16 protein-coding genes are annotated in these 20,633 nt (G+C 24.6%); 10 read left to right on the plus strand and 6 right to left on the minus strand.

Translation table 11 applies throughout. From position 1 onward, the window contains the following. The first annotated feature begins 371 nt into the window (after window positions 1-371). From MBCUR_RS05350 to MBCUR_RS05370, 5 genes are all read left to right on the plus strand, one after another. Window positions 372-1,517, plus strand: coding sequence for a hypothetical protein (locus MBCUR_RS05350; protein WP_067091216.1), 1,146 nt, complete (start codon window positions 372-374; stop codon window positions 1,515-1,517). 379 nt (window positions 1,518-1,896) lie between these two features. Beyond that, the gene (locus MBCUR_RS05355) at window positions 1,897-3,105 is read left to right on the plus strand and encodes a transglutaminase-like domain-containing protein (RefSeq protein ID WP_067091219.1); all 1,209 of its coding nucleotides are present in this window, start codon (window positions 1,897-1,899) and stop codon (window positions 3,103-3,105) included. Between the two features lie 449 nt (window positions 3,106-3,554). Continuing rightward, window positions 3,555-4,667 (plus strand): FRG domain-containing protein, encoded by a 1,113-nt coding sequence (locus MBCUR_RS05360; protein WP_067091222.1) that lies wholly within the window; start codon window positions 3,555-3,557, stop codon window positions 4,665-4,667. Window positions 4,668-5,102: 435 nt separating this feature from the next. After that, window positions 5,103-6,302: a TIGR00375 family protein gene (locus MBCUR_RS05365; protein ID WP_067091224.1), complete on the plus strand. Its 1,200-nt coding sequence runs from the start codon at window positions 5,103-5,105 to the stop codon at window positions 6,300-6,302. A gap of 194 nt (window positions 6,303-6,496) precedes the next feature. Further along, window positions 6,497-7,936 carry an ATP-binding protein gene (locus tag MBCUR_RS05370; protein ID WP_067091227.1) on the plus strand — a complete coding sequence of 480 codons (1,440 nt, stop codon included), beginning with the start codon at window positions 6,497-6,499 and terminating at the stop codon, window positions 7,934-7,936. A gap of 113 nt (window positions 7,937-8,049) precedes the next feature. On the opposite strand, the gene MBCUR_RS05375 is transcribed toward MBCUR_RS05370, so the two are convergent. Then, entirely contained in the window at window positions 8,050-9,888 is a 1,839-nt protein-coding gene (locus MBCUR_RS05375; protein WP_067091230.1) for an SWIM zinc finger family protein, read from the minus strand. A gap of 239 nt (window positions 9,889-10,127) precedes the next feature. Between MBCUR_RS05375 and MBCUR_RS05380 the strand changes: the two genes are divergently transcribed. Further along, window positions 10,128-11,729 (plus strand): ATP-binding protein, encoded by a 1,602-nt coding sequence (locus MBCUR_RS05380; RefSeq protein ID WP_067091232.1) that lies wholly within the window; start codon window positions 10,128-10,130, stop codon window positions 11,727-11,729. Window positions 11,730-11,835: 106 nt separating this feature from the next. Here the strand turns inward: MBCUR_RS05380 and MBCUR_RS05385 are convergent, their stop codons facing one another. Together MBCUR_RS05385 and MBCUR_RS05390 are read right to left on the minus strand one after the other, a co-directional pair. Beyond that, on the minus strand, window positions 11,836-12,264 hold the full coding sequence (locus MBCUR_RS05385; protein WP_067091235.1) for an HVO_A0114 family putative DNA-binding protein: 429 nt from the start codon (window positions 12,262-12,264) through the stop codon (window positions 11,836-11,838). Between the two features lie 874 nt (window positions 12,265-13,138). Next, window positions 13,139-13,921 carry a tetratricopeptide repeat protein gene (locus MBCUR_RS05390; protein ID WP_169805798.1) on the minus strand — a complete coding sequence of 261 codons (783 nt, stop codon included), beginning with the start codon at window positions 13,919-13,921 and terminating at the stop codon, window positions 13,139-13,141. Window positions 13,922-14,441: 520 nt separating this feature from the next. On the opposite strand from MBCUR_RS05390, the gene MBCUR_RS10585 reads away from it, so the two are divergent. Then, entirely contained in the window at window positions 14,442-14,597 is a 156-nt protein-coding gene (locus MBCUR_RS10585) for a hypothetical protein (RefSeq protein ID WP_169805799.1), read from the plus strand. 2 nt (window positions 14,598-14,599) lie between these two features. On the opposite strand, the gene MBCUR_RS05395 is transcribed toward MBCUR_RS10585, so the two are convergent. Further along, window positions 14,600-15,175, minus strand: coding sequence for a GNAT family N-acetyltransferase (locus tag MBCUR_RS05395; RefSeq protein WP_067091242.1), 576 nt, complete (start codon window positions 15,173-15,175; stop codon window positions 14,600-14,602). 793 nt (window positions 15,176-15,968) lie between these two features. On the opposite strand from MBCUR_RS05395, the gene MBCUR_RS05400 reads away from it, so the two are divergent. The 3 genes from MBCUR_RS05400 to MBCUR_RS05410 all read left to right on the plus strand — a co-directional run bounded on the left by MBCUR_RS05400 (window position 15,969) and on the right by MBCUR_RS05410 (window position 18,899). Further along, on the plus strand, window positions 15,969-16,973 hold the full coding sequence (locus MBCUR_RS05400) for a sugar phosphate nucleotidyltransferase (protein ID WP_067091245.1): 1,005 nt from the start codon (window positions 15,969-15,971) through the stop codon (window positions 16,971-16,973). Beyond that, window positions 16,960-17,562 carry an imidazole glycerol phosphate synthase subunit HisH gene (gene hisH, locus MBCUR_RS05405; protein ID WP_067091248.1) on the plus strand — a complete coding sequence of 201 codons (603 nt, stop codon included), beginning with the start codon at window positions 16,960-16,962 and terminating at the stop codon, window positions 17,560-17,562. The genes MBCUR_RS05400 and hisH overlap by 14 nt, the downstream gene beginning before the upstream one ends. Window positions 17,563-17,708: 146 nt before the next feature. Further along, window positions 17,709-18,899, plus strand: a complete 1,191-nt coding sequence (locus MBCUR_RS05410) for a potassium/proton antiporter (protein WP_067091250.1) — start codon at window positions 17,709-17,711, stop codon at window positions 18,897-18,899. Between the two features lie 145 nt (window positions 18,900-19,044). Here MBCUR_RS05410 and hxlB read toward each other — a convergent pair whose 3' ends face one another. Together hxlB and MBCUR_RS05420 are read right to left on the minus strand one after the other, a co-directional pair. Continuing rightward, on the minus strand, window positions 19,045-19,635 hold the full coding sequence (hxlB, locus tag MBCUR_RS05415) for a 6-phospho-3-hexuloisomerase (protein ID WP_067091253.1): 591 nt from the start codon (window positions 19,633-19,635) through the stop codon (window positions 19,045-19,047). Between the two features lie 308 nt (window positions 19,636-19,943). Continuing rightward, window positions 19,944-20,423 carry an Lrp/AsnC family transcriptional regulator gene (locus MBCUR_RS05420; RefSeq protein ID WP_067091256.1) on the minus strand — a complete coding sequence of 160 codons (480 nt, stop codon included), beginning with the start codon at window positions 20,421-20,423 and terminating at the stop codon, window positions 19,944-19,946. Between the last annotated feature and the right edge of the window lie 210 nt (window positions 20,424-20,633).

A 20,633-nucleotide genomic window follows, 5' to 3' on the forward strand; every position in this document is an offset into this window, starting at 1 on the left:
ATTCTACATTATTTTCATTTCTATTTTCATTTCTATTTCTATTTTTTCAGCCACATCTTTAATAATTCCATCTCCAACAAATTTTAGCTTTTAATAAGTTAAATAAATGAAATATTTAAATACGAGTATTTTTTAAAATAATATTATAAATTTTATGTGAATTATGTAATAATAAATAATCTTTAAAACAAATTATTAAGTAAAATGATTTTAGAATAACAACAATGTCTGTGGTTTTGAATTTAGATTATTAAAGAAAAAAATATTACAATAGAAATAAAGGAGAATTTTAAATTTTAAACAAAATTTATATTAAGAGAAGCTTTTTTGTTCTTATTTTATTAAGTTTAATTGCTATTTTAACTATTAGTATGGTTGGAGCTACAAGTGCTACAGATATAACAATAACTAACACAACTGATGGTGGTTTAAAAACAGCTATTGATACAGTTGGTGATAATGGAACTGTTTATATGAAAAAAGGCATTTATACTGGTGGAAATAATACTGGAATAAATGTTAATAAAAATCTCACAATAATTGGAAAAGGAAAAAATACAATAATCAAAGCACTGGGAAATAATCAAATTTTCACTGTTAATATTAATGTTAGTGTTTCTCTAACTTTAATAAATTTAACATTAGAAAATGGAAAAAAAATTAAAAGTAGTGCAATACTCAGTAGTGCTAGTATTGGTGTAATTAACATTGAAAAATTAGCTATGGATTACAAAATGGCTAAAGCAGAAAAAATAGCTGGTTGTTCTTCAATAGTTAGCCAATATAATAAAACATCATTTAGCTATGGTTATAGAAGAGATTCTACATATGGAGCCAATATATATCTTGAAAAAGTAAAAATTAATGGATTAAATGGAATAAAAGAGTATAAAACAGTTAATGGCTACTTCTTACATACTTTAGTTTTAGAAGGAGGGTGGTATATTGGAACTGGTGGAGCAGACATCCCAAGTACAAATAAAAAACTTGAAAATTTAGGAGCCAAAATGGCTTACAATAAGAAAATAACTAAAACAGGTATGTTAACAGCATATAATCTTGTTAAAAGTTTAAAACTTGGTCATTTTGTTATAAAATCACCAACAGGAGAAGTTGGTGCAATTTGTTATTTCTTTGGTAGTTATAAAAATAAAATGTTTAAACTTAAAAATGGAGAATATGCAATTATCCCAAACAATCCTAAATATTTCAAAGTTGGAAAAATCAAACCAAATCTTAAACTAGCAGATGTTGCAATTTATGGCTTAAGCCATGATGCTTTTGGCACAAATCGAAGAAATATTATGACTTATAGTGTTGAAATTCTCTTAAAAAAAGTTAACACCAAAATTAACACTACAAAAGTAACAATCTATGCTTCCAACGGTGATGGAAAATATGTAGGTAAAAAATCTGCTAATTTAAAAGACAATATTATTTACAATGGGAAATCTACAAGTAAAAATTCTCTTCCAACGGCTCCAAAAAAGATTTTAATTGGAAAATTAGAAATTTAATTTAGCAAATGTTTATTTAGACACCTTCAAAAATGTTAATACTTTTGCATTTTAAATTTTTTTACAAATTAGATTTTCAGATTTAAATTTTTTAAAATCAATTTATTTAATTTGAAAATTAAATGGATTTTTAATCTTTTTCTAATTTGAAATTTTTGATAAATTTTTTAATTTTTTTAAAAATAAAAATTTTCACACAATCCATTTTATTTTATTTTTATTTATATTTTAAAAAAAAATATATATGTATTATGATAAATTTAATAATAAATTTTTTATTTCATACATTACTCTTTAAAACTAAATAGAACACTAATCCAAAATTGAATAAAAATTAAAATAGAAATTAAAATAAAAATTTAATGACAAAAAAGATAAAATGACTAAATCATTAAAAAAATTAATTGGAAATTTTGTAAAAATACTTGCCATCATTTTATTAATTTTATGTTTATTTAATGGCTTAAATCTTGTAAATGGTGCTAATTCAGATAATGTTCCAACAGATAAAGATGAAAAATTTGAAAATATAAAGAATAATACAAAAAGTAATACAAATAATGACACAACTAATCGTACTACTAACAATACCTCTAATAATGCAAGTAATAATTCAATTAAGAATGCAAATCCAAACATTCTTACTCAAAGTCAAATTATTAAAAGTTCTAAAACTTTGTATAATTACATTTATAAATATTATACTCTCCCAATAAATGTTACAGTTAATAAAAAAGAAATTAATACAAAAAATTTTCTATATTTAATGTCAAAAACTATTATTTACAAGTATAAAAGCTTAAAAAATAACATAACAATAAAATACAGCATAAAAAGCCAAAAATGTCTGAAATGGGATACAATTAAAGGAAAAGGACATAAAAAAACCTACTATTCATTAGCTAAATCTGTTGTAAGCTATATAGACTTACACAACAAAGTTCCAACTTACATAAAGTTACCTAACAAATTAAAAATTAAATATGAAACCATTGTTTATACTTTTAGTAAAATTTTATCCACAATAAAAAATAATAGCTTACCTAACCATGTTTACATTAATGTAGACAAAAAAGACGGAATAAACAACAATGGGAAGAGCCTAAAATTATACAACAGCTACAAAAAGACTGATTTATCAAAATATTTAAAATCCACATCTTACACTCCAAGTAAAAATAGTTATATTAAAAATTTAGCTAAAAAAATTACAAAGAACTATAACACAACAAAAGATAAAGCAGAAGCCATTTTTAATTGGACAATAAAACATATTCAATATAATTTTTACTACAACACTAAATATGGTGGTTTGAAAGCCATTAAACTAAAGAAAGGAAATTGTGTTGACATGTCCCATGGATATGCAGCACTTACAAGGTCTATTGGTATACCTACACGATATATTCACAGCAGAAGTAATTTTAGAATAAGTGGTTGGCTTGGACATGTTTGGATTCAAGTTCTTATAGGAAAAACATGGACTCCTGTTGATATTAGTGGAAGCAATAATCGTTTTGGTTGTGTTGTTAATTGGGACCAGAATACTTATATTAGACAGTCAGTTTATAGTGAAACACCGTGGTAAAGTTTAAAAAGAAATTAAACAGCAAGAATGTGAAAATTAAGGTTAAAAATGTTAATGTGAATAAAGTTATATATTTGTGATATAAAGTTATACTTCTTAATTTTTTAAGCATTTTAACAATTAAATCAGTACATTCAGTAAAATGAATAATTTTATAAACACTGTTGCTTAATAAATATATTTAATAAAATTTTTCATGAAAATATGGTGACATATGGTCTTAATAAAAATCATAAATATAATGATAAACAATAAAAAATACATTTTTATTGATAAAAAAAATTTTAACCATAGAAAGTGAATATTATTCAATTAAAAGATATTTAGACTATTTTATTAATAATAAAAATCCGAGCAGTATTTTAGTACTATCTGAGCTTCAAGGATAGATAAATCTACAATTCTTCTACAAATATATGATTACTTGAGAAAAAAAGGAGATAATTTAAATGCCGTATGAAGATTATGTCAAAACATATAATATTGATAGTTGCAATAAACTTTTTAATATAATTCAAGGAAAAGGTGATTATCAAGACATCCGTGAAAATTTTATTTTTAGAGGTGTTAAGAATATTTCTTATACATTAATACCTTCTGTGCTGAGGAAATTAAAAGATTCAAAAAATTATTTAATTACTGAGTTTATAGAAGATTCTTATCGCTCAAATATAACTTTACATAATGAAAAAAATAAAAGTAGAAGAATTGGTCAGATAGATAAATATAACAATATCACTAGAAGAGATAAAAATAATTTAGATCATGTTACATCCCTTGATGAAGCAGACATTAAAAAAGAGATGAAAATTCTATTAAAATTTTTAGATTATGCGGATAAATCTGGACTACATGTTCCATTTAATGAAAGAATTCGTGAAAATATTCATAGACAAACAGATTATAAATCTAAACCTGAATATTTTGATTGTTGGCCAGATATTTCTTATTTAGAAATTATTTCACTAGCACAGCATTATGGACTACCCACTAGAGCATTAGATTGGACTTATGACTATAAAGTTGCATTATATTTTGCAGTAATTGGAGTTTTAGATGAAGAGAAAGGGACAGAAAAAGACTGTCTTTTATGGGCACTAAACTATAAAAAATTTGAAAATAATTATCAAGGAAGATCAGCTTTATGGGGTAATTTTCCATTAAATTTTTATAGACCAGAATATAATAAAAATCCAAATTTAGCTGCTCAAAAAGGTTTATTCACAATATTAATTGACTATTATGAAAAATTTGATAAACGACCATTAAATCTTAAGCAACCATTAGATAAAGTACTTGCGAAGATATTAGACTATAATAAAAAGCCTGAAAGATCTAATGAAAATGAATCTGTATATAAGGTTTGGAACCTAAATGAATTTACGATGGATGATAATGAAAAAATATTTTATAAATTTATTATTCCTGGGAAAATCAAAAGTAAAATTCTAAGAGAATTATATATTGAAGGATATTCTGAAGAATATTTGTTTCCAGGTTATTCTGGGGTAGCTTTATCAATTGAAAATAGAGTTAAACTTGATAAAAAATTAAATAAATAATTTTTCATTTAAATAATTAAGATATGAAATTACTAAAAATAATGATTTAAAACATGTTTTCTATGATTTAATTTAAACAGCATTAAAAAGCTTTAAAATTAATGGGGACATTCTTCCCCATAGAAAAAGGATCCGATTTCATAATTAAAATAAAATTAGATGAATTAGTACAAATAGAAGCAGGTATTGGAAAAAAACTAAAAGCCAATTAAAAATAGCTATTACTAACTATGAAAGTGAATATGGAATTAAATATCAAATAGATTTAGTATTATTCAAAAACATGCAATATAAGCATATTCCATTAACAACATTTGGTTTTATCTAATTATAAATTAGCATTATTAATTTTAAGCTATTATTATATTTAATTAATTTTAATATAAAAAAATTTAATAAAAAATTTAATATAATATAAAAAATAAAGATTTAAATATGTTAGTTAATGCAGATTTACATGTTCATAGCTGTTTTTCAATGGCAAGCTCTAAAGACATGGTTATTAATAATATAGCACCTCAAGCTAAATTAAAAGGACTTCAACTTGTTGGAACTGGTGATGGATTTCACAATGGATGGTTAGACATAATAGAAGAAAGTACAACATACAGTGGAGACGGAATTTATTCAAAAGCGGACTGTGATTTTATATTAACCTCAGAGGTTGAAGGATTAAACAGAATTCACCATTTATTCATCCTACCAAACATTGAAATAGCTAGAGAAATATCAAAAAAGCTTATTTCAAAAAATATAAACAGTGATGGAAGAGCAAGAGTAAAAATGAGTGGTGCAGAGCTATTAGAATTAGGACACGAATATGGTTGTTTAGTTGGTCCTGCCCATGCATTTACTCCTTGGACAGGAATGTATAAATCATTTGATAGTATATATGATTGTTATGGTGGATTAAAGGCAGATTTTGTTGAATTAGGGCTTTCAGCAGACACAGACATGGCAGACACAATAAAAGAGTTAAAAGACTTTCCATTTTTAACAAACTCTGATGCACATTCCCCTTGGCCTCATAGAATAGGTAGAGAATTTAATCAAATAGATATGGATGATGTTTCATTTAGCTCACTAAAAAAAGCTTTTGAAAAAAAAACTATTAAAGCAAACTATGGTTTAATAGCAAATTTAGGCAAATACCATATGACCGCATGTACAAAATGTTACAAATTTGTTGATCCATTACTTGCAAAAGAAAAGAAAATGAAATGTGAGTGTAAAGGAACCATAAAAAAAGGTGTGGATTTTAGAATAAAAGAAATAGCGGACTGGGATCTTCCACATCACCCAGACCACAGACCGCCTTACATTCATTTAATGCCTCTTGCAGAGATAATCAGTATGGTTTATGAAACAGGAGTGACTACAAAAACAGTTCAAAATATTTGGCATGATTTAATAAAGAAATTAGGAAATGAAATTGAGATATTATTAAAAATAAACCTTGATGAAATAGCTAAAATTGATGAAAATATTAAGAAAGCAATTGAATCATTTAGAAATAAAGGGTTACATATTGTTCCTGGTGGTGGAGGAAAATATGGTGAAATTTCATTGGATAAACCTTTAGAAGAAAGAGAAGTATTAAAAAAAGAAAAATTAGTCAGCTTAGATGACTTTTAATAAAATATCATTGTTTTTAAAGAGTTTATAAATAATTTAAAAAAATAACAATATTTAAATATCACTATATATAAAAATATATACATAATACTAGTTATTATATACAAAAATATATACATAATAGTAGCTACTACATACAAAAATATATAATAATTTTTCAGTAAATTCTATTAAAAAATTTATTTGGGCATTTAATGATTTTTGAAGATGAAATAAATAGGTATATAAACTCTAAACAGAGTGAAATGGGAGATAAAATAAATAACATCAAGGATTTTAATCGTAGAGGAGAATTTTATAAGATAAAAAATTATTTAGATGATTTTTTAGATGGTCACGAAGGCCATAATTTTATTGTAATGCCAGGTTTACGGGGTGTTGGAAAAACAACAATATTACTCCAGTTATATGATCATTTACTTAATAATAAAAATATTAACTATAAAAATATATTGTATATATCTATGGATCAATTTGTAAAAAATTTTAACAGTGACCTTTTAAATCTTGTAGATAGATTTTTAGAAGTCAATCACAATACAAGCCAAGTACATTTAAGAAAAAAAATTTTCATTTTTGTAGATGAATGTCATTTTGATAAATCATGGGGACTTTCGGGTAAAATTATTAATGACAATACAAAAAATATTTTTTTAATTTGTACAGGTTCATCTGCTCTTGAACTTGAAATAAACACAGACATAGCACGAAGAATTTCAAAGCAATCAATATATCCAAATAACTTCAAAGATTATCTTTTTTTAAAACATAATATTAATACAGATCATAATTTCTCAAAAGCTTTAGAAAACATGTTATATTATGGTGATGATGAATATATATCTAAAGCTATTGATTTAGAAGAAAAAATTCAAGAACAATTCTTTAATTTAGGAAATTCGCCTTCAATTGAGTTTAATAAATTTTTAAAAAGCTATGGCTTTCCATCCACATTAAAATTTGAAAATAAAGATGCATTTGATGAAATAAACTTGATTATAGAAAATGTGATTGACAGAGATATTAATGTAATTCAATCATTTAATAGTAAAACAAAGGATACCATAAGCAGAATAATTCTCTATTTGGCACTTGCCCCACCTGGAGCAATATCCAATCAAAAAATAGCTAATTATTTATCTATTTCTCCTAAATTGGTTTACGATGTTTTAAATGTCTTAGAAAAGACCCAGATGATTTTTTCGATAAAACCTTACGGAACTGGCGGAATTGTAGTTAAAAAGCCATGGAACTATTACTTTTTATCACCTTCTCTTAAAGCAGCTATTAATTATGATATGGGAAGGTTTAACTTAGACAATAAAAAGTGTTTAGGTGCCTTAAGCAAAACCTATGTGGCATCTTCATTATATAAAATGAGCAAAACACGATTTAGATTTATGGGATTATTTTATCCCATTGAAAAGAAAGCTTGTGACTTTTTACTAAGAACAAAGTTAGAAGAAATAGTCCCAGTTGAAGTAGGAATTGGCAATAAAACAAAAAGTCAATTGGTTAAGTCAATCAATACTTACAATGGAGAATACGGAGTTTTAATCTCTAGCAGATACGATAGAATAAAGCAACACAAAAATATAATATATTTACCTCTATTGAGCTTTGGGTTCTTATAATCATGAAAATTTGATTTTATACAATAAATATTTCCATTTAATAAAATTGACATTAAAAGAAGTATAGAATTAAAGTTATAACATACATGAACTTCTCTTTCAATTTATAATATTTAACTTAATTCTATTAAGTGTTCTAATAAATTAAGTTCCTCTTGAAATGCTGGACGTCTTTTATAAGTCACCTGAAAGTTTTTAATAATTTTTATGGCAATATCATGACCTCCTGCATCATATAAGTTCCTAATTAATTTACAAACATCTCTATATTTAGCACGGCTATCTGATCTTTGTGCTGAAAATTCAATAAGGGGTTTATATATTTCAAAGACTTCTGTTCCATATATTTTTCCTAAATTTTTTCCATATTCAAAAATACTTTCTGGGACTTTTTTAACCGAAGCAAATAATAAATCCCATTTTTCTTCTTTTTCTAAAATATCACTGTAGTCATAAACATTTAAATAAATCCTAGCCATTTCAATCAAAGAATCTTGTTTTTCATTCCATATATTTTTTTCTTTAAATAAATTCTTTAAAATATCATAATATAATGGATCACCAGTTTTTAAAAGAATATAACATGTTGCAATTTCTTTTTCTTTATTTTCAGAGGAATTATAAATCACATATAAATATTCAAACCACTTTTTTGATTTATAGTTATATTCAAAATCAACATTATCTTTAAAATTATGTTCTTTATTATTACATTCTTTAATACTATGTTCTTTAATATTATATTCCTTAATATTATATTCTTTAATGCTAGATATTTTGTTAATCTTAGTTATTTTGTCTATACATAATTTTTCAGCAAAAGAGAAGTTTTTATTATCTATAGATTCATTAATAAGTGTTTCAAGAAATGAATCAATTTGAATATTCTCTATCATATATTTTTTAGCTGCCTCTCCACCTTCTAATTTTTCAATGACCATCTTGTGTAAAATTTTATTATCAATTAAATAGCTTTCATAGGAGTAAGTATCCTGTTTAGTTTTAAGCAAGTTATTAATGTTATTGTAGAAAAAATCTTTATTATTCTCATTGACAAATATTATGGCTATTTGAAGTAAATCCATTTGTGAAATATAGTGGTTAAATTTGTTGGTAACAGTTTTTCTAATTAAAACTTTAAATGCATTTTCTTTTGCTTGACTATTCCCATATTTTTCTAAAATTCTTGATGAATCTTTTAAAAGATTTAATGCATCTCCATTAACCTCTTCAAGATTATTAAAACCATATTCTGAGGCATATTCCAAAAGACCTACAGCCTCAACAAGTATTTCAAGAGCAGTATGAAATGCAGATTCACAATTTTTTTCAGTTAATTTATTTTCATAGCTATCAATTATATACTCAAATTCACCAGCTATATAACTTATATCGTCGTCATCTACAAAATCTTTATAATAAGAGTTGCTTTTAACTTCATCTACATAATTTTTAATTTCTTCAATAAGGAAGCTTTGATTTGGCACAAAATGTTTTAAAAGCTCATGTTTAAGTTTATGATTTATCCCAGAATAATCAATTAAAAAATCAATTATTTCTTTTTTTGAAGCATGTTTAAGTGATTTTAGAAGATTTTTCTCATTAAAATCCTCTTCAAAAATTTCATCATTATTATCATCAAAATCTTTTAGTTTAGATTTTTCATCGGAATATTTCAAATGATTTCCATCCTTAATAGCCAATAAAACAGCTATTATATGTTTACAAACATCTCCATAATCATAAGGACAATTGCAGCTATAATCAATAACTTCATTTCCTCTCAATTCTATTTTTACAATGTAAGGTTTATATCTACTACCTTCAACTTTTGCTTTAATCATTCCTTTTTTATCCTGAACTACTGATGAAATAAAGTTGTTGCGATAATAACTTTCACCACGTTCTACAATTTTATCAGGAGCATTTGAGATAATCTCTTCGATTTTCATTATATCCCTTTATTTACTTTAATCTTTGAATACAAATAAGATATTTTAATTGATTTATTTTTTCATTTATCTATTATTTTCATTATTTATTTGATTCTTTTTATTTTTATTTATTTTGTTTTTTAGATATTTGTTAAGTTAAATGAAACATTTTTTCTATTTAGTTTAAATACTGTCAACTTTAGAAATTTTTATATATTATTAAAAACACATTTGATAATAATATTGGAGGTAAACATATGAAAAAACTACCAAAGGGAATTGCAACATTTTCAGAATTAATTGAAGAAGATTACATTTACATAGATAAAACTAAAGATGTTTATGAAATGATAAAGAATGGAAAGTTAAATTTTTTATCTCGTCCTCGTCGTTTTGGTAAATCTCTTCTTGTATCTACCTTGGAAGAATTGTTTAAAGGGAATAAAGAATTATTTAAAGGATTATACATTTATGATAAATGGGAATGGAATGAAAATTACCCCGTTCTTAGAATAGATTTTACTCAGATTTCTCATGAAAACCCAGAAATTTTGAAAAAATCATTAAATGAGTATTTAGATAGAATAGCTAATGATTTTTCAATAAAATTAGATAATGACATATTTGTTAACAAATTTGGGAGCTTAATAAATTATATATATGCTACAACTGGGAAAAAAGTTGTTGTTTTAATTGATGAGTATGATAAAGCTATAAACAATCATCTTGATGATATTGATATTGCAGAAGAAAACAGAAACGTTTTAAAAGAGTTTTATCAGGTATTAAAAGGATCTGATAGATATATTCGTTTTCTTTTTTTAACAGGAATAAGTAAGTTTGCTAAAACAAGTATTTTTTCTGATTTAAATCATGTTGAAGACATTACAATTAATCCTAAATTTTCTACAATTTGTGGATACACTCAAGAAGATTTAGAAACACATTTTAATGAATATCTCTTTAATTTAAGTAATGATACAAAAATGTCTTATGAAAAATTAATTAAAGCCATTAAAAATTGTTACAATGGCTATTCATGGGATGGAATGAATTTTGTATACAACCCATTTTCTATATTAAATTTGTTTTCCTCTGGTGAATTTCTTAACTACTGGTCAGATTCAGGAACTCCCGAATTATTAGTGGATATATTAAAAAATACAGATGCTGATTTAAATGTTTTAGCAAAAAAGAAATCAGAATTTGTAGGTTCTTTTCCCAACTTTGAATTAAATAATATGGATTTCGATACTGTGTTACTGCAAACTGGTTATTTAACCATACAAAAAAAAGAAATAAGCCCTCCAAAACCACCATTATACACTACAGCAATACCAAATAAAGAGGTTGAAGATTCTCTCTTCAGCTATATTCTAGGAATTTATACAAATTATAGTGCTGAAAAAGTTGAGCCATTGACTAGGAGTATGTTAAAATATATTTATAATCAAGATAGTGAAGGTCTTCAAAAATCATTTGAGGTTTTACTTCATAAAATTCCAAATCTTATTTATGGCGAATTAAAAAGAGAAATTGAAGCACATTACAAAATCTTAGCTATTTCTTGGCTACAACTTTTAGGTTTTGACATAGAATCAGAAATCATGACATTAAAAGGGAGATTGGATGCCATGGTTAAGCACAAAGATTTTTACATGATTGTGGAATTTAAATTTAGTGATAAAAAATCTTTCCAAAAAATGTTTGATGAAGCAGAAAATCAAATCATAGAAAAAGGATACTACAAACCCTATCAAAATAAAAAGATAATAGTTCTTTCAATAGCTTTTAAACCAAGAGATGTGAAATGTCAATTCAAAACAGTTGAAGAAACTCTTAAAAAATATAATAAGTAATTTTATCTGAAAACTAATTTTTATATTTAAAAACATGTTACAATTTTAAACATGACTATCTATTTAATTTTGTAGATTAAATATGTTTCTAAGTGAAAAAAAGGTTTCAAATTCCTATTTCTATTTTATCATAAGCCAAATAAGGAATTTTACTATTTTTAGTTCCTTTTTTAAGTTGAAGTAGTCCTTCTTCATGTAGTTTGGATATTTTTCTATGAGTATTACTAACATCTTCATGAACCATTCTAGCCAATTCTCTTATGGATTTAGGGTTTTCATTTTTTATAAAATTTAATAGTTCAATTTCTAAATTAGTTAAAGCTAATGTGTCTGTCATTATTGTTGTGGTGTCATTTATTTTTTCTTCAGGATTTTCTCCAAAAAATTTCCAATCTTTTAAATCAGAAAATAATTTCATGTTTTCAGAATCTTTTTCTAATAATTTAGCAAGTTTTTGTATTGATCCATATTGTTTTTCATAGTTTTCATTTAATTCTTTTCCTGTAATAGTTTTTATTAACTTTATTTCTATCATTTTAATTCCTCTCTACCATTTAATTCATCTAGTATTTCTTTTTTTATTAATTTTTTATTTCTCTTTAAATGTATTCTTACAACATTATATATTTCATTGAAATTTTTTTCTTTAATTTTGTGTTGTTTTCCTTTAGGAGTAAAATGTATATGGGATAACCATGAAAATTATCTATTCTTATGTGTGTAGGAATTATTATGATTGCTCACCCTTTTTTACTTTTTCTAGATTTTATATAATTGTTTCCTATTTTTTCTATTTCTCTTGTTTCGTTTTTCATCAAGTGTATCATATATTGATACACATATATAAGTATTTTCATTTTTATTCAATGTGGCAGTACAAAATTTATGAAATTTTAATAAGTTTAAAATATTCTAAAACTCAGAAATTTCAATAGACATCAAGTTATGTTGAAATTTTTATTGATGTTTTGTGAAAATTTCAGGTAGAAAGATTCACAGTAAATTTGCAATGATATTTGTTTATATGATCCTGTCTCAGATTATTTGGTTCATAGATATATGTTTAAAAATTAGTAAATGAAATTTTCGTGTTTTAAATTGAAATTGTTAGATAAAAATGTCTATTTGAGATTTTAAATAGTATTAAACAAGGACAAGAATCTTTGAAATTAATTTTTTTCCAATAGCCATTGACTTATATCCATTCTGTGGATCAAAATAAAATTGGTTTCAACATAATTTTAAGCTCGGGATTTTAAAGAGTAACTACTTATCAATCTTAATTTAATATATTTTTAACAAAACATGTCTAAATATCTAATATTTCTAGTGATATTTTTAATGGTTAAAGAATATAATAGTAAAAAAAACTTATTATACATTAAATATTCTATCTTTAAAGGTTTTAGCTAATTTAATTTTGATAATGCAAGTTTTTTATTACTTAAAGCATCCTCATCTTCAGGATCTATTTCCAATACTCTATCAAAACAATGAATAGCTTCCTCAAATTCTCCTAACTCACTTAATGCACTTCCTTTATTATTTAAAACATACTCATCTTCAGGATCTATTTCCAACACTCTATCAAAATAATGAATAGCTTCCTCAAATTCTCCTAACTCAACTAATGTATTTGCTTTGTTGTATAAAGCACCTTCATCTTTAGGGTTTGTTTCTAATATTTTGTCAAAACAGGGAATAGCTTCATTAAATTTTCCTAATTCCTCTAATGCTGCTCCTTTATTATTTAAAGCACTGTCATTTTTAGGATTTAATTCTATCACTTTATCAAAATAGGGAATAGCTTCCTCAAATTCTCCTAACTCACTTAATGCATTTCCTTTATTATTTAAAGCACATTCGTCATCAGGATTTAATTTCAACACTTTATCATGATAAAAAATAGCTTCCTCAAATTTTCCTAATTCACCTAATGTACTTCCTTTATTATTTAAAGCAGATTCATCTTCAGGATTTAATTCCAATATTCTATCAAAGCAATGAATAGCTTCCTCAGATTTTCCTAAATTAACTAGTACAAATCCTTTATTATTTAAAGCTCCCTCATTTTCAGGATCTATTTCCAATATTCTATCAAAAACCTGAATAGCTTCCCCAAATTTTCCTAAATTACATAGTACATTTCCTTTAGTAATTAAATCTATTTCACTTTCTGAATTTGTTTTCATAAACATTAATTTAACATTTATATATTAAATATTTTTTGGACATGGTGAAATATTTATCAAAACATTAAAATTGATATAAATCAAAGACCCCATTGTAAATCAATTTATTTACATATTCTTGTGTTATATTAGTTGGTTCATGATATATGATTTCAAAAATTAGTTGGTTTCTTTACAATTTTTATCACATTTCCATGATTGGAATGAATGTCAAAGCTAAATCATAGTCTTTTAAAGTAAAATTTGGAACAATATAGCTATTTTTAAGCAATATCCATCGTTTAAAAACTATTTTAAAGCTTTTAAAAAACTTATTCTTGCAAGTTTAAGATTATTCCACTTGAAACTACCTAAAAAAATTTTAGATTAAGTAAATTAGGATCACATGTAAAATTGCCTATTTTTAAATTTAGAGGGTTATGCTGGGAAAAAGGAAGTGGTAAAATTTTAAAAAAAAAAGTAAAATTTAAATAATATTAAATCCAAATTAATTATTATAATATTTTTAGGAGAAAAAACCATGGCAAAACCTATTGCACCAACACCAATTTTATATGGCAAAGATGCTAATGAATTTTTAGATATGACTAATAAACCACCAACAGAAGATGAAAAAAAATTCATTAAAGAAGTTAAAGAAACATTTAAAGATTGGAGTCCACTAGTTGAAGAATAAAATTACAGACTATGTAAATCAAGAAACATTCCTAAAGTCATGCTGTTAGCTGTTTTTAAGTCTCGAGCTTTTGCTTTTTCATATTTTCTAAATATTTTTTCTAAATCAACTGGAAATGGTTTAAAATAGTATTTTTTATAGAAATTAAATGCTATTATATATGCATCAATGTTTATGAACCTAAAGCCTATCTTTTCTGAGTTTTGAATTGCAAAGTTAATTAACCACATTATTAATACTCTGCCAATTCCCCCATCTTGAAAATTTTTATCTACTGCAAATCTTCCAAGTTTAATTGTTGGAAAAGTTTTGTATCCAACTTCTTTGTCCTGAAATCTTTCTTTATATTTATTTCCTAATTTTTTTAAATTAAGGCTATCTGATGAGATTGTTAAAAATCCTACTATCTTGCCATTATAAAAAGCTAAATAAGCAGTGTTCAACATTATATTCTTTTGAAATAAGGAGTCTTTTTTTAAAAATTCATTTAAATCTTCATTTCCACAATCAAAATCATTTAAATCATGATTTTCATTTAATAGTTTAATTTTTATGTTTTTAAGGTTGATTTGTTCCATGCCTTTTCCTCAAACAAGTTTATATGTACTCTATAGATTTTAATAAATAAATACTTTTTCATTTATTTGTAATACTCTAACTTAATTTCTAAATTTCATTAATTTTAAGATTGATAGAACATTTATATATCCTTTTATTTTTGTTAAAAAAACTTCATTAAATAGATAAAATAATATTCACAATCAAAAATATCTCTAAAATATATAATTAAAGAAAAGAGTTGTCTCATGATAAATTTCATGAAAAAATTAATCTATTTAAAATTGATTTAATCAATTAATCACTATTTAAATATAAATTAATAATTTATTAAGTATTATTTTACTAAGTAAAATTGTAATTAACAGCTATATCAAATTTAATGAATTTAAAACCAATTTTGAATTATCTAAAATTTAAAAATTTTGAATTATGGGACATCCCAAAAATAGAAAAAATAAATAGAATTCAAAAATTTCTATTACTTAAAATATTAAAATAACAAACATAAGAAAAAAATTCAAATTTTTACATTCTCAAAAAATAATTAAATTTATAAAATATAAAAAACATAATTTATATTAATATCCATTATTTGCAATAAAAATTATAATATTTTATAAAATTTAGATTAAAGTGAATAAAATTAAATTAATATAGAAAAAGTAGGATTTTATAAAATATTTAAAAAAATTAAAAAAATAAATAAAATTTAAAAATAAGTATAAAATTCAAAATAGAATATAAAATTTAAATGAAGCTTAAAAATAGAATATACAATAGAAAATTTAAATCTTAACAAAAGGAGATAATATGGAAAAAACTGTAGGAATGATACTTTGTGGAGGATTTGGGAAACGATTACGACCAATAACTGAAAAAGTTCCTAAACCTCTTGTAGAAATTAAGGATAACTATACTATACTTGATAAACAGCTTTTTGACTTTAAAAATGCGGGAGTAGAAGAAGTCTATCTTTTAGCTGGATTCATGCATGAAAAAATAAGAGATAGATATGATGATGAATACAAAGGAATTAAAGTAAACTATGTAATCGAAGATGAACCATTGGGGACTCTTAATGCTATTAGACTTGGGATGGAAGTCCTTGGAGATAAACCTTGTGTAATAAGAAATGGAGATGTTGTAGCTGACTTAAATATTAAAAAAATGATTGAACAAGGTGAAAAATCCGATTTTCCATTTTCTATTTTCATAACACAGATGCAATCTCCATACGGTATAGTTGAAACAAGTGGAGAACGCTTAATTTCATTTAAAGAAAAGCCATTACTTGATTATTACATAAATGGAGGAATTTACTACAGTAAAGGAAAATTAGATTTTGGAGAGTTTGAAACAGGAGACATTGAAAAAACATTATTTCCAATAATGGTTAAAGAAAATAAAATCACTTACTATAAAGAAGATGGGTTGTTTTGGATGGCTATTGATACATCAAAAGAGTTAGAATCCATTAAAAAAGAGTATGCTGAAAGAACTGATAAACCTTGGGGATATGAAAAAGTCCTAATCTATACAGATAAATATCTAACCAAAGAACTATTCATCAGAGAAGGATACCAAACTTCCTTCCATTACCATGATAAGAAAGATGAAACCATGTATATAATCTCAGGTTCTGGTTATATTGAGTTTGAAGATAAAAAAGAATACTTTGGGAAAAATGATACAATCCGTATTGAACCAACAATTCCTCATACCATAGTTGCAACAGAAAATACAGTCTTACATGAAGTCTCAACACCATTTTTGGATGATACAATACGAGTTAAAGATTATTATGCCCTTAGATAAAAAAATTGTAATACTAAATTATGGAAGTGGAAATTTAAAAAGTATTTCCAATGGCTTTAAAAAAATTGGTGAAAACACCTTAGTAACAGATAAAAAAGAAGAAATAGCTTCTGCAGATTATCTTATTCTTCCAGGAGTAGGTTCCTTTGGTTCAGCAATGGAACATATAATATCTTTTAAAGATTTAATACTTGAACATATAAATGAAGGAAAGCCATTTTTAGGGATTTGTTTAGGTCTTCAAATACTTTTTTCTGAAAGTGAAGAGAGTCCAAAAATAAAGGGTCTTAATATTTTCAAAGGTAAGGTTAAAAAAATCCCAGAAGGGCGTAAAATTCCACATATGGGATGGAATAGCTTAAAAGTAAAAAAAAACTCAGGTATTTTAAATGAATCAAATGATAAGTTCTTTTATTTTGTTCATTCCTACCATGGTGTACCAGAAGAAGATATTGTGACTGCCACCATAGATTATGGAGTCGAATTAACTGCAGCAGTTAATATAAACAATGTTTATGCAACACAATTTCACCCAGAAAAAAGTGGAGTTCATGGTTTAAAGATTTTAAAAAGTTTTATGGATCTTTAACAATACAAAAAAAAATTATAAAAAAAGACTAGAAAAATGCTCATTGAAAAATCTTAATAAAAATAGAAGATTTAATAATAAATAAAAAAAAGAAGTTAAAAATAGCTAAAAAGTAGCTAAAAAATAGAAGTTATAGGTAAAAAAACATGATATTACCCGGAATAGAATATATATTATTATTTTTAGGATTGTTACTTATTTCAAGTGTGTTACTTAGTAAGTTTTCATCATATGTAGGAATACCAGTATTGCTAGTATTTTTAGTTATGGGAATGTTTATGGGTTCAGAAGGACCTATAGGAATTTATTTCGATAATTATGAATTAGTTCAATATTTAAGTATACTGGCATTAACAATTATCCTTTTTTCAGGAGGATTAGATACAGAAATAGAAAAAGTAAGAGTTATCTCAAAGAGAGGAGTAGTTCTTGCAACATTAGGAGTTTTAATTACCACAATTACTGTTGGATTAATTATGCACTTCATATTAGGATTTAATTTGATTTTTTCTCTTTTAATAGGCTCAATTATATCCTCAACCGATATTAGTGCAGTTTTATCTGTGTTTAAATCTGCAAATATAAAATTAAAAAACAATATACAATACTTAATAGAATTTGAAAGTGCAGTTAACGATCCAATGGCAAATATTTTGACTCTGACATTTTTAAATTTAGTTATTTTTCCAAAAACCAGCTTAAAAGATATAATCATAAGTTTAGTGACTGCTTTACTTCTTGGAGTACTAATTGGATATTTATCTGGAAGACTTTCAATAAAATTAATAAAAAACATCAAATTAGAGTCAAAAGGACTTTATCCCGTTCTTTTAATATCCGTTGCATTTTTAACCTTTGTAGTTTCCCAATTTGTTGGTGGAAATGGGTTTTTATCAGTATACATTGCTGCACTTTTAATTGGAAACAGTAACATAGACAATAAAAAAGCACAACTCAACTTTTTTGATGGATTATCATGGATAATGGAAATATCAATGTTTATAATACTCGGATTAGTTGTTTTTCCATCACAGCTATTTACACATGTATTCAGTGGGTTGATAATAGCTGTAGGACTGATTTTAGTAGCCAGACCACTGGCTGTTTATATTTGTTTAATTAAATCTAAGTTTAACTTTAAAGAAAAGATATTTATTTCGTGGACAGGGATAAGAGGTGCAGTTCCAATTGTTTTTGCCACATATCCTTTAATCGCTGGAATACCAAATGCATTATTTGTATTTAACATTGTTTTTTTTATAACACTAATATCCATTGTACTTCAAGGTTCAACAATTAAATTGCTTGGAAGAAAGTTGGATTTAATTGAGGAATAAATGAATTATAAAAAAAGTTAAATATTTTATAGCAATTTAAAGCTATTTTAATACATATTAAAAAATAAGATACTGCCAAAAATAAACAAATATAATAAAAATGTGAAAAAAAGAAAAATAAAAAAATATATAAAAACGTAGTTAATTATTCTAAAACAGTATGACGTTTTTTCAAATCCTCTTCTGTAGCACCCATAGTATACATTAGCTCTGAAATTAGTCCATCTAAGAATATAAGTGATGTCAATTCAAAAGCAGTTCCTAATGGTGTTAAAGAAGAATAATTACCTTCAATTTGTCTTTTAATATGGTCTTCTTCATTTTCACCATCATTTTTTGTTCTTCCATGAACCCATAGTACAGAATCAGATAACTGAGCTATTGTAGAATCCAAATATGATGTTAAAGATAAAACCTTTGCACCTCTTGATTTAGCTATTTTAACAGGAGAAACAATACTATTAGTCTCTCCAGAACCAGAAATAGCTACAATAACATCATTTTCATGAATTGCTGGAGTGATTGTTTCCCCAACAATGAAAGCTGAAATTCCTAAATGCATTAATCGCATTCCAAATGCTTTAGCAACAAGACCTGATCTTCCAGCACCAATGACAAAAACCCTGTTTGACTCAACTAAAATATTGACAAACTCATTTACAACTTCTTCTTTAATATATGTACTTGCATTCTTTATATTTTCCAAAATAGCATCAATTGCGAGATTTATATACATAAAATTACCTAAAATTTAATTAAATATAATATTAAATAAAATAAATTAAAAAAATGGGCAAAATAAATTAATTAAATAAAATAAATTTTTTTAATAGAATATAAAAATTTGTTAAAACTATTATAAATATTTTCATGAAAAATTATTTGAGAAATTAAAAAGTCTTTAGAAAAATTTTTTCTTAATAATTTTGATATTAAGATATTTATTATATTAATTATACATGACATATAAATGAAATCATAATAAATGAGAAATTAAAAAAAAGAAATAATTGTGTCTGAATAGAAATACAAATCTAATAAAAACTATAACTCTAAATCTAAGGATTCAAAGTCTTCTTTTAAAATATTTAAAACTGTTTGAGTATATGTTCTGTTTACATGGGGTTTCTTTCCTAATTCTTTAATAAATTCATTTAATTCATCAGTGTTTTTAAATTTAGCCACAATAAATGCATCATACTCTCCAGTAACGTCATAAGCAACAACTATACTTTTAATTAAATTCGAATCTTTTAACCATTCAAGGGATGTTGTATCATTCAATGTAATCCCTATAATGGCTGTGATATTAAATCCTCTTACTTTATGATCCACTTGAGCAGTAAAACGTTTAATTATATTGCGTTCTATTAATTTTTCAATTCTATTATGTATAGTGCCTACAGAGATTTCTAATTTATCTGCAATAGCCCTATAAGGTGTTCTTGAATCATGAGACAATATTTTAATTATTTTAGTATCAATTTCATCCAAACTCCTTATAGGTTCGTATTTTTTATCCATATATATTCCCCATTTAGATTCTAAACTTTTTAAAAATATCTAAACAATTTATCAAAAAGATTTAAAAATTATTAAAATATTTAAAAAATGATTTAAAAATTATTAAAAAAATATCTTAAAAGATATTTTGAAGATTAGTTTTTTATAAAAATATAAATTTAAAAATTTTATACTAAATATTTAAAATTAAACAAGGTTTACATTTTATAA

The sequence above is a fragment of the Methanobrevibacter curvatus genome, from assembly GCF_001639295.1.
GTDB lineage: Archaea > Methanobacteriota > Methanobacteria > Methanobacteriales > Methanobacteriaceae > Methanoflexus > Methanoflexus curvatus.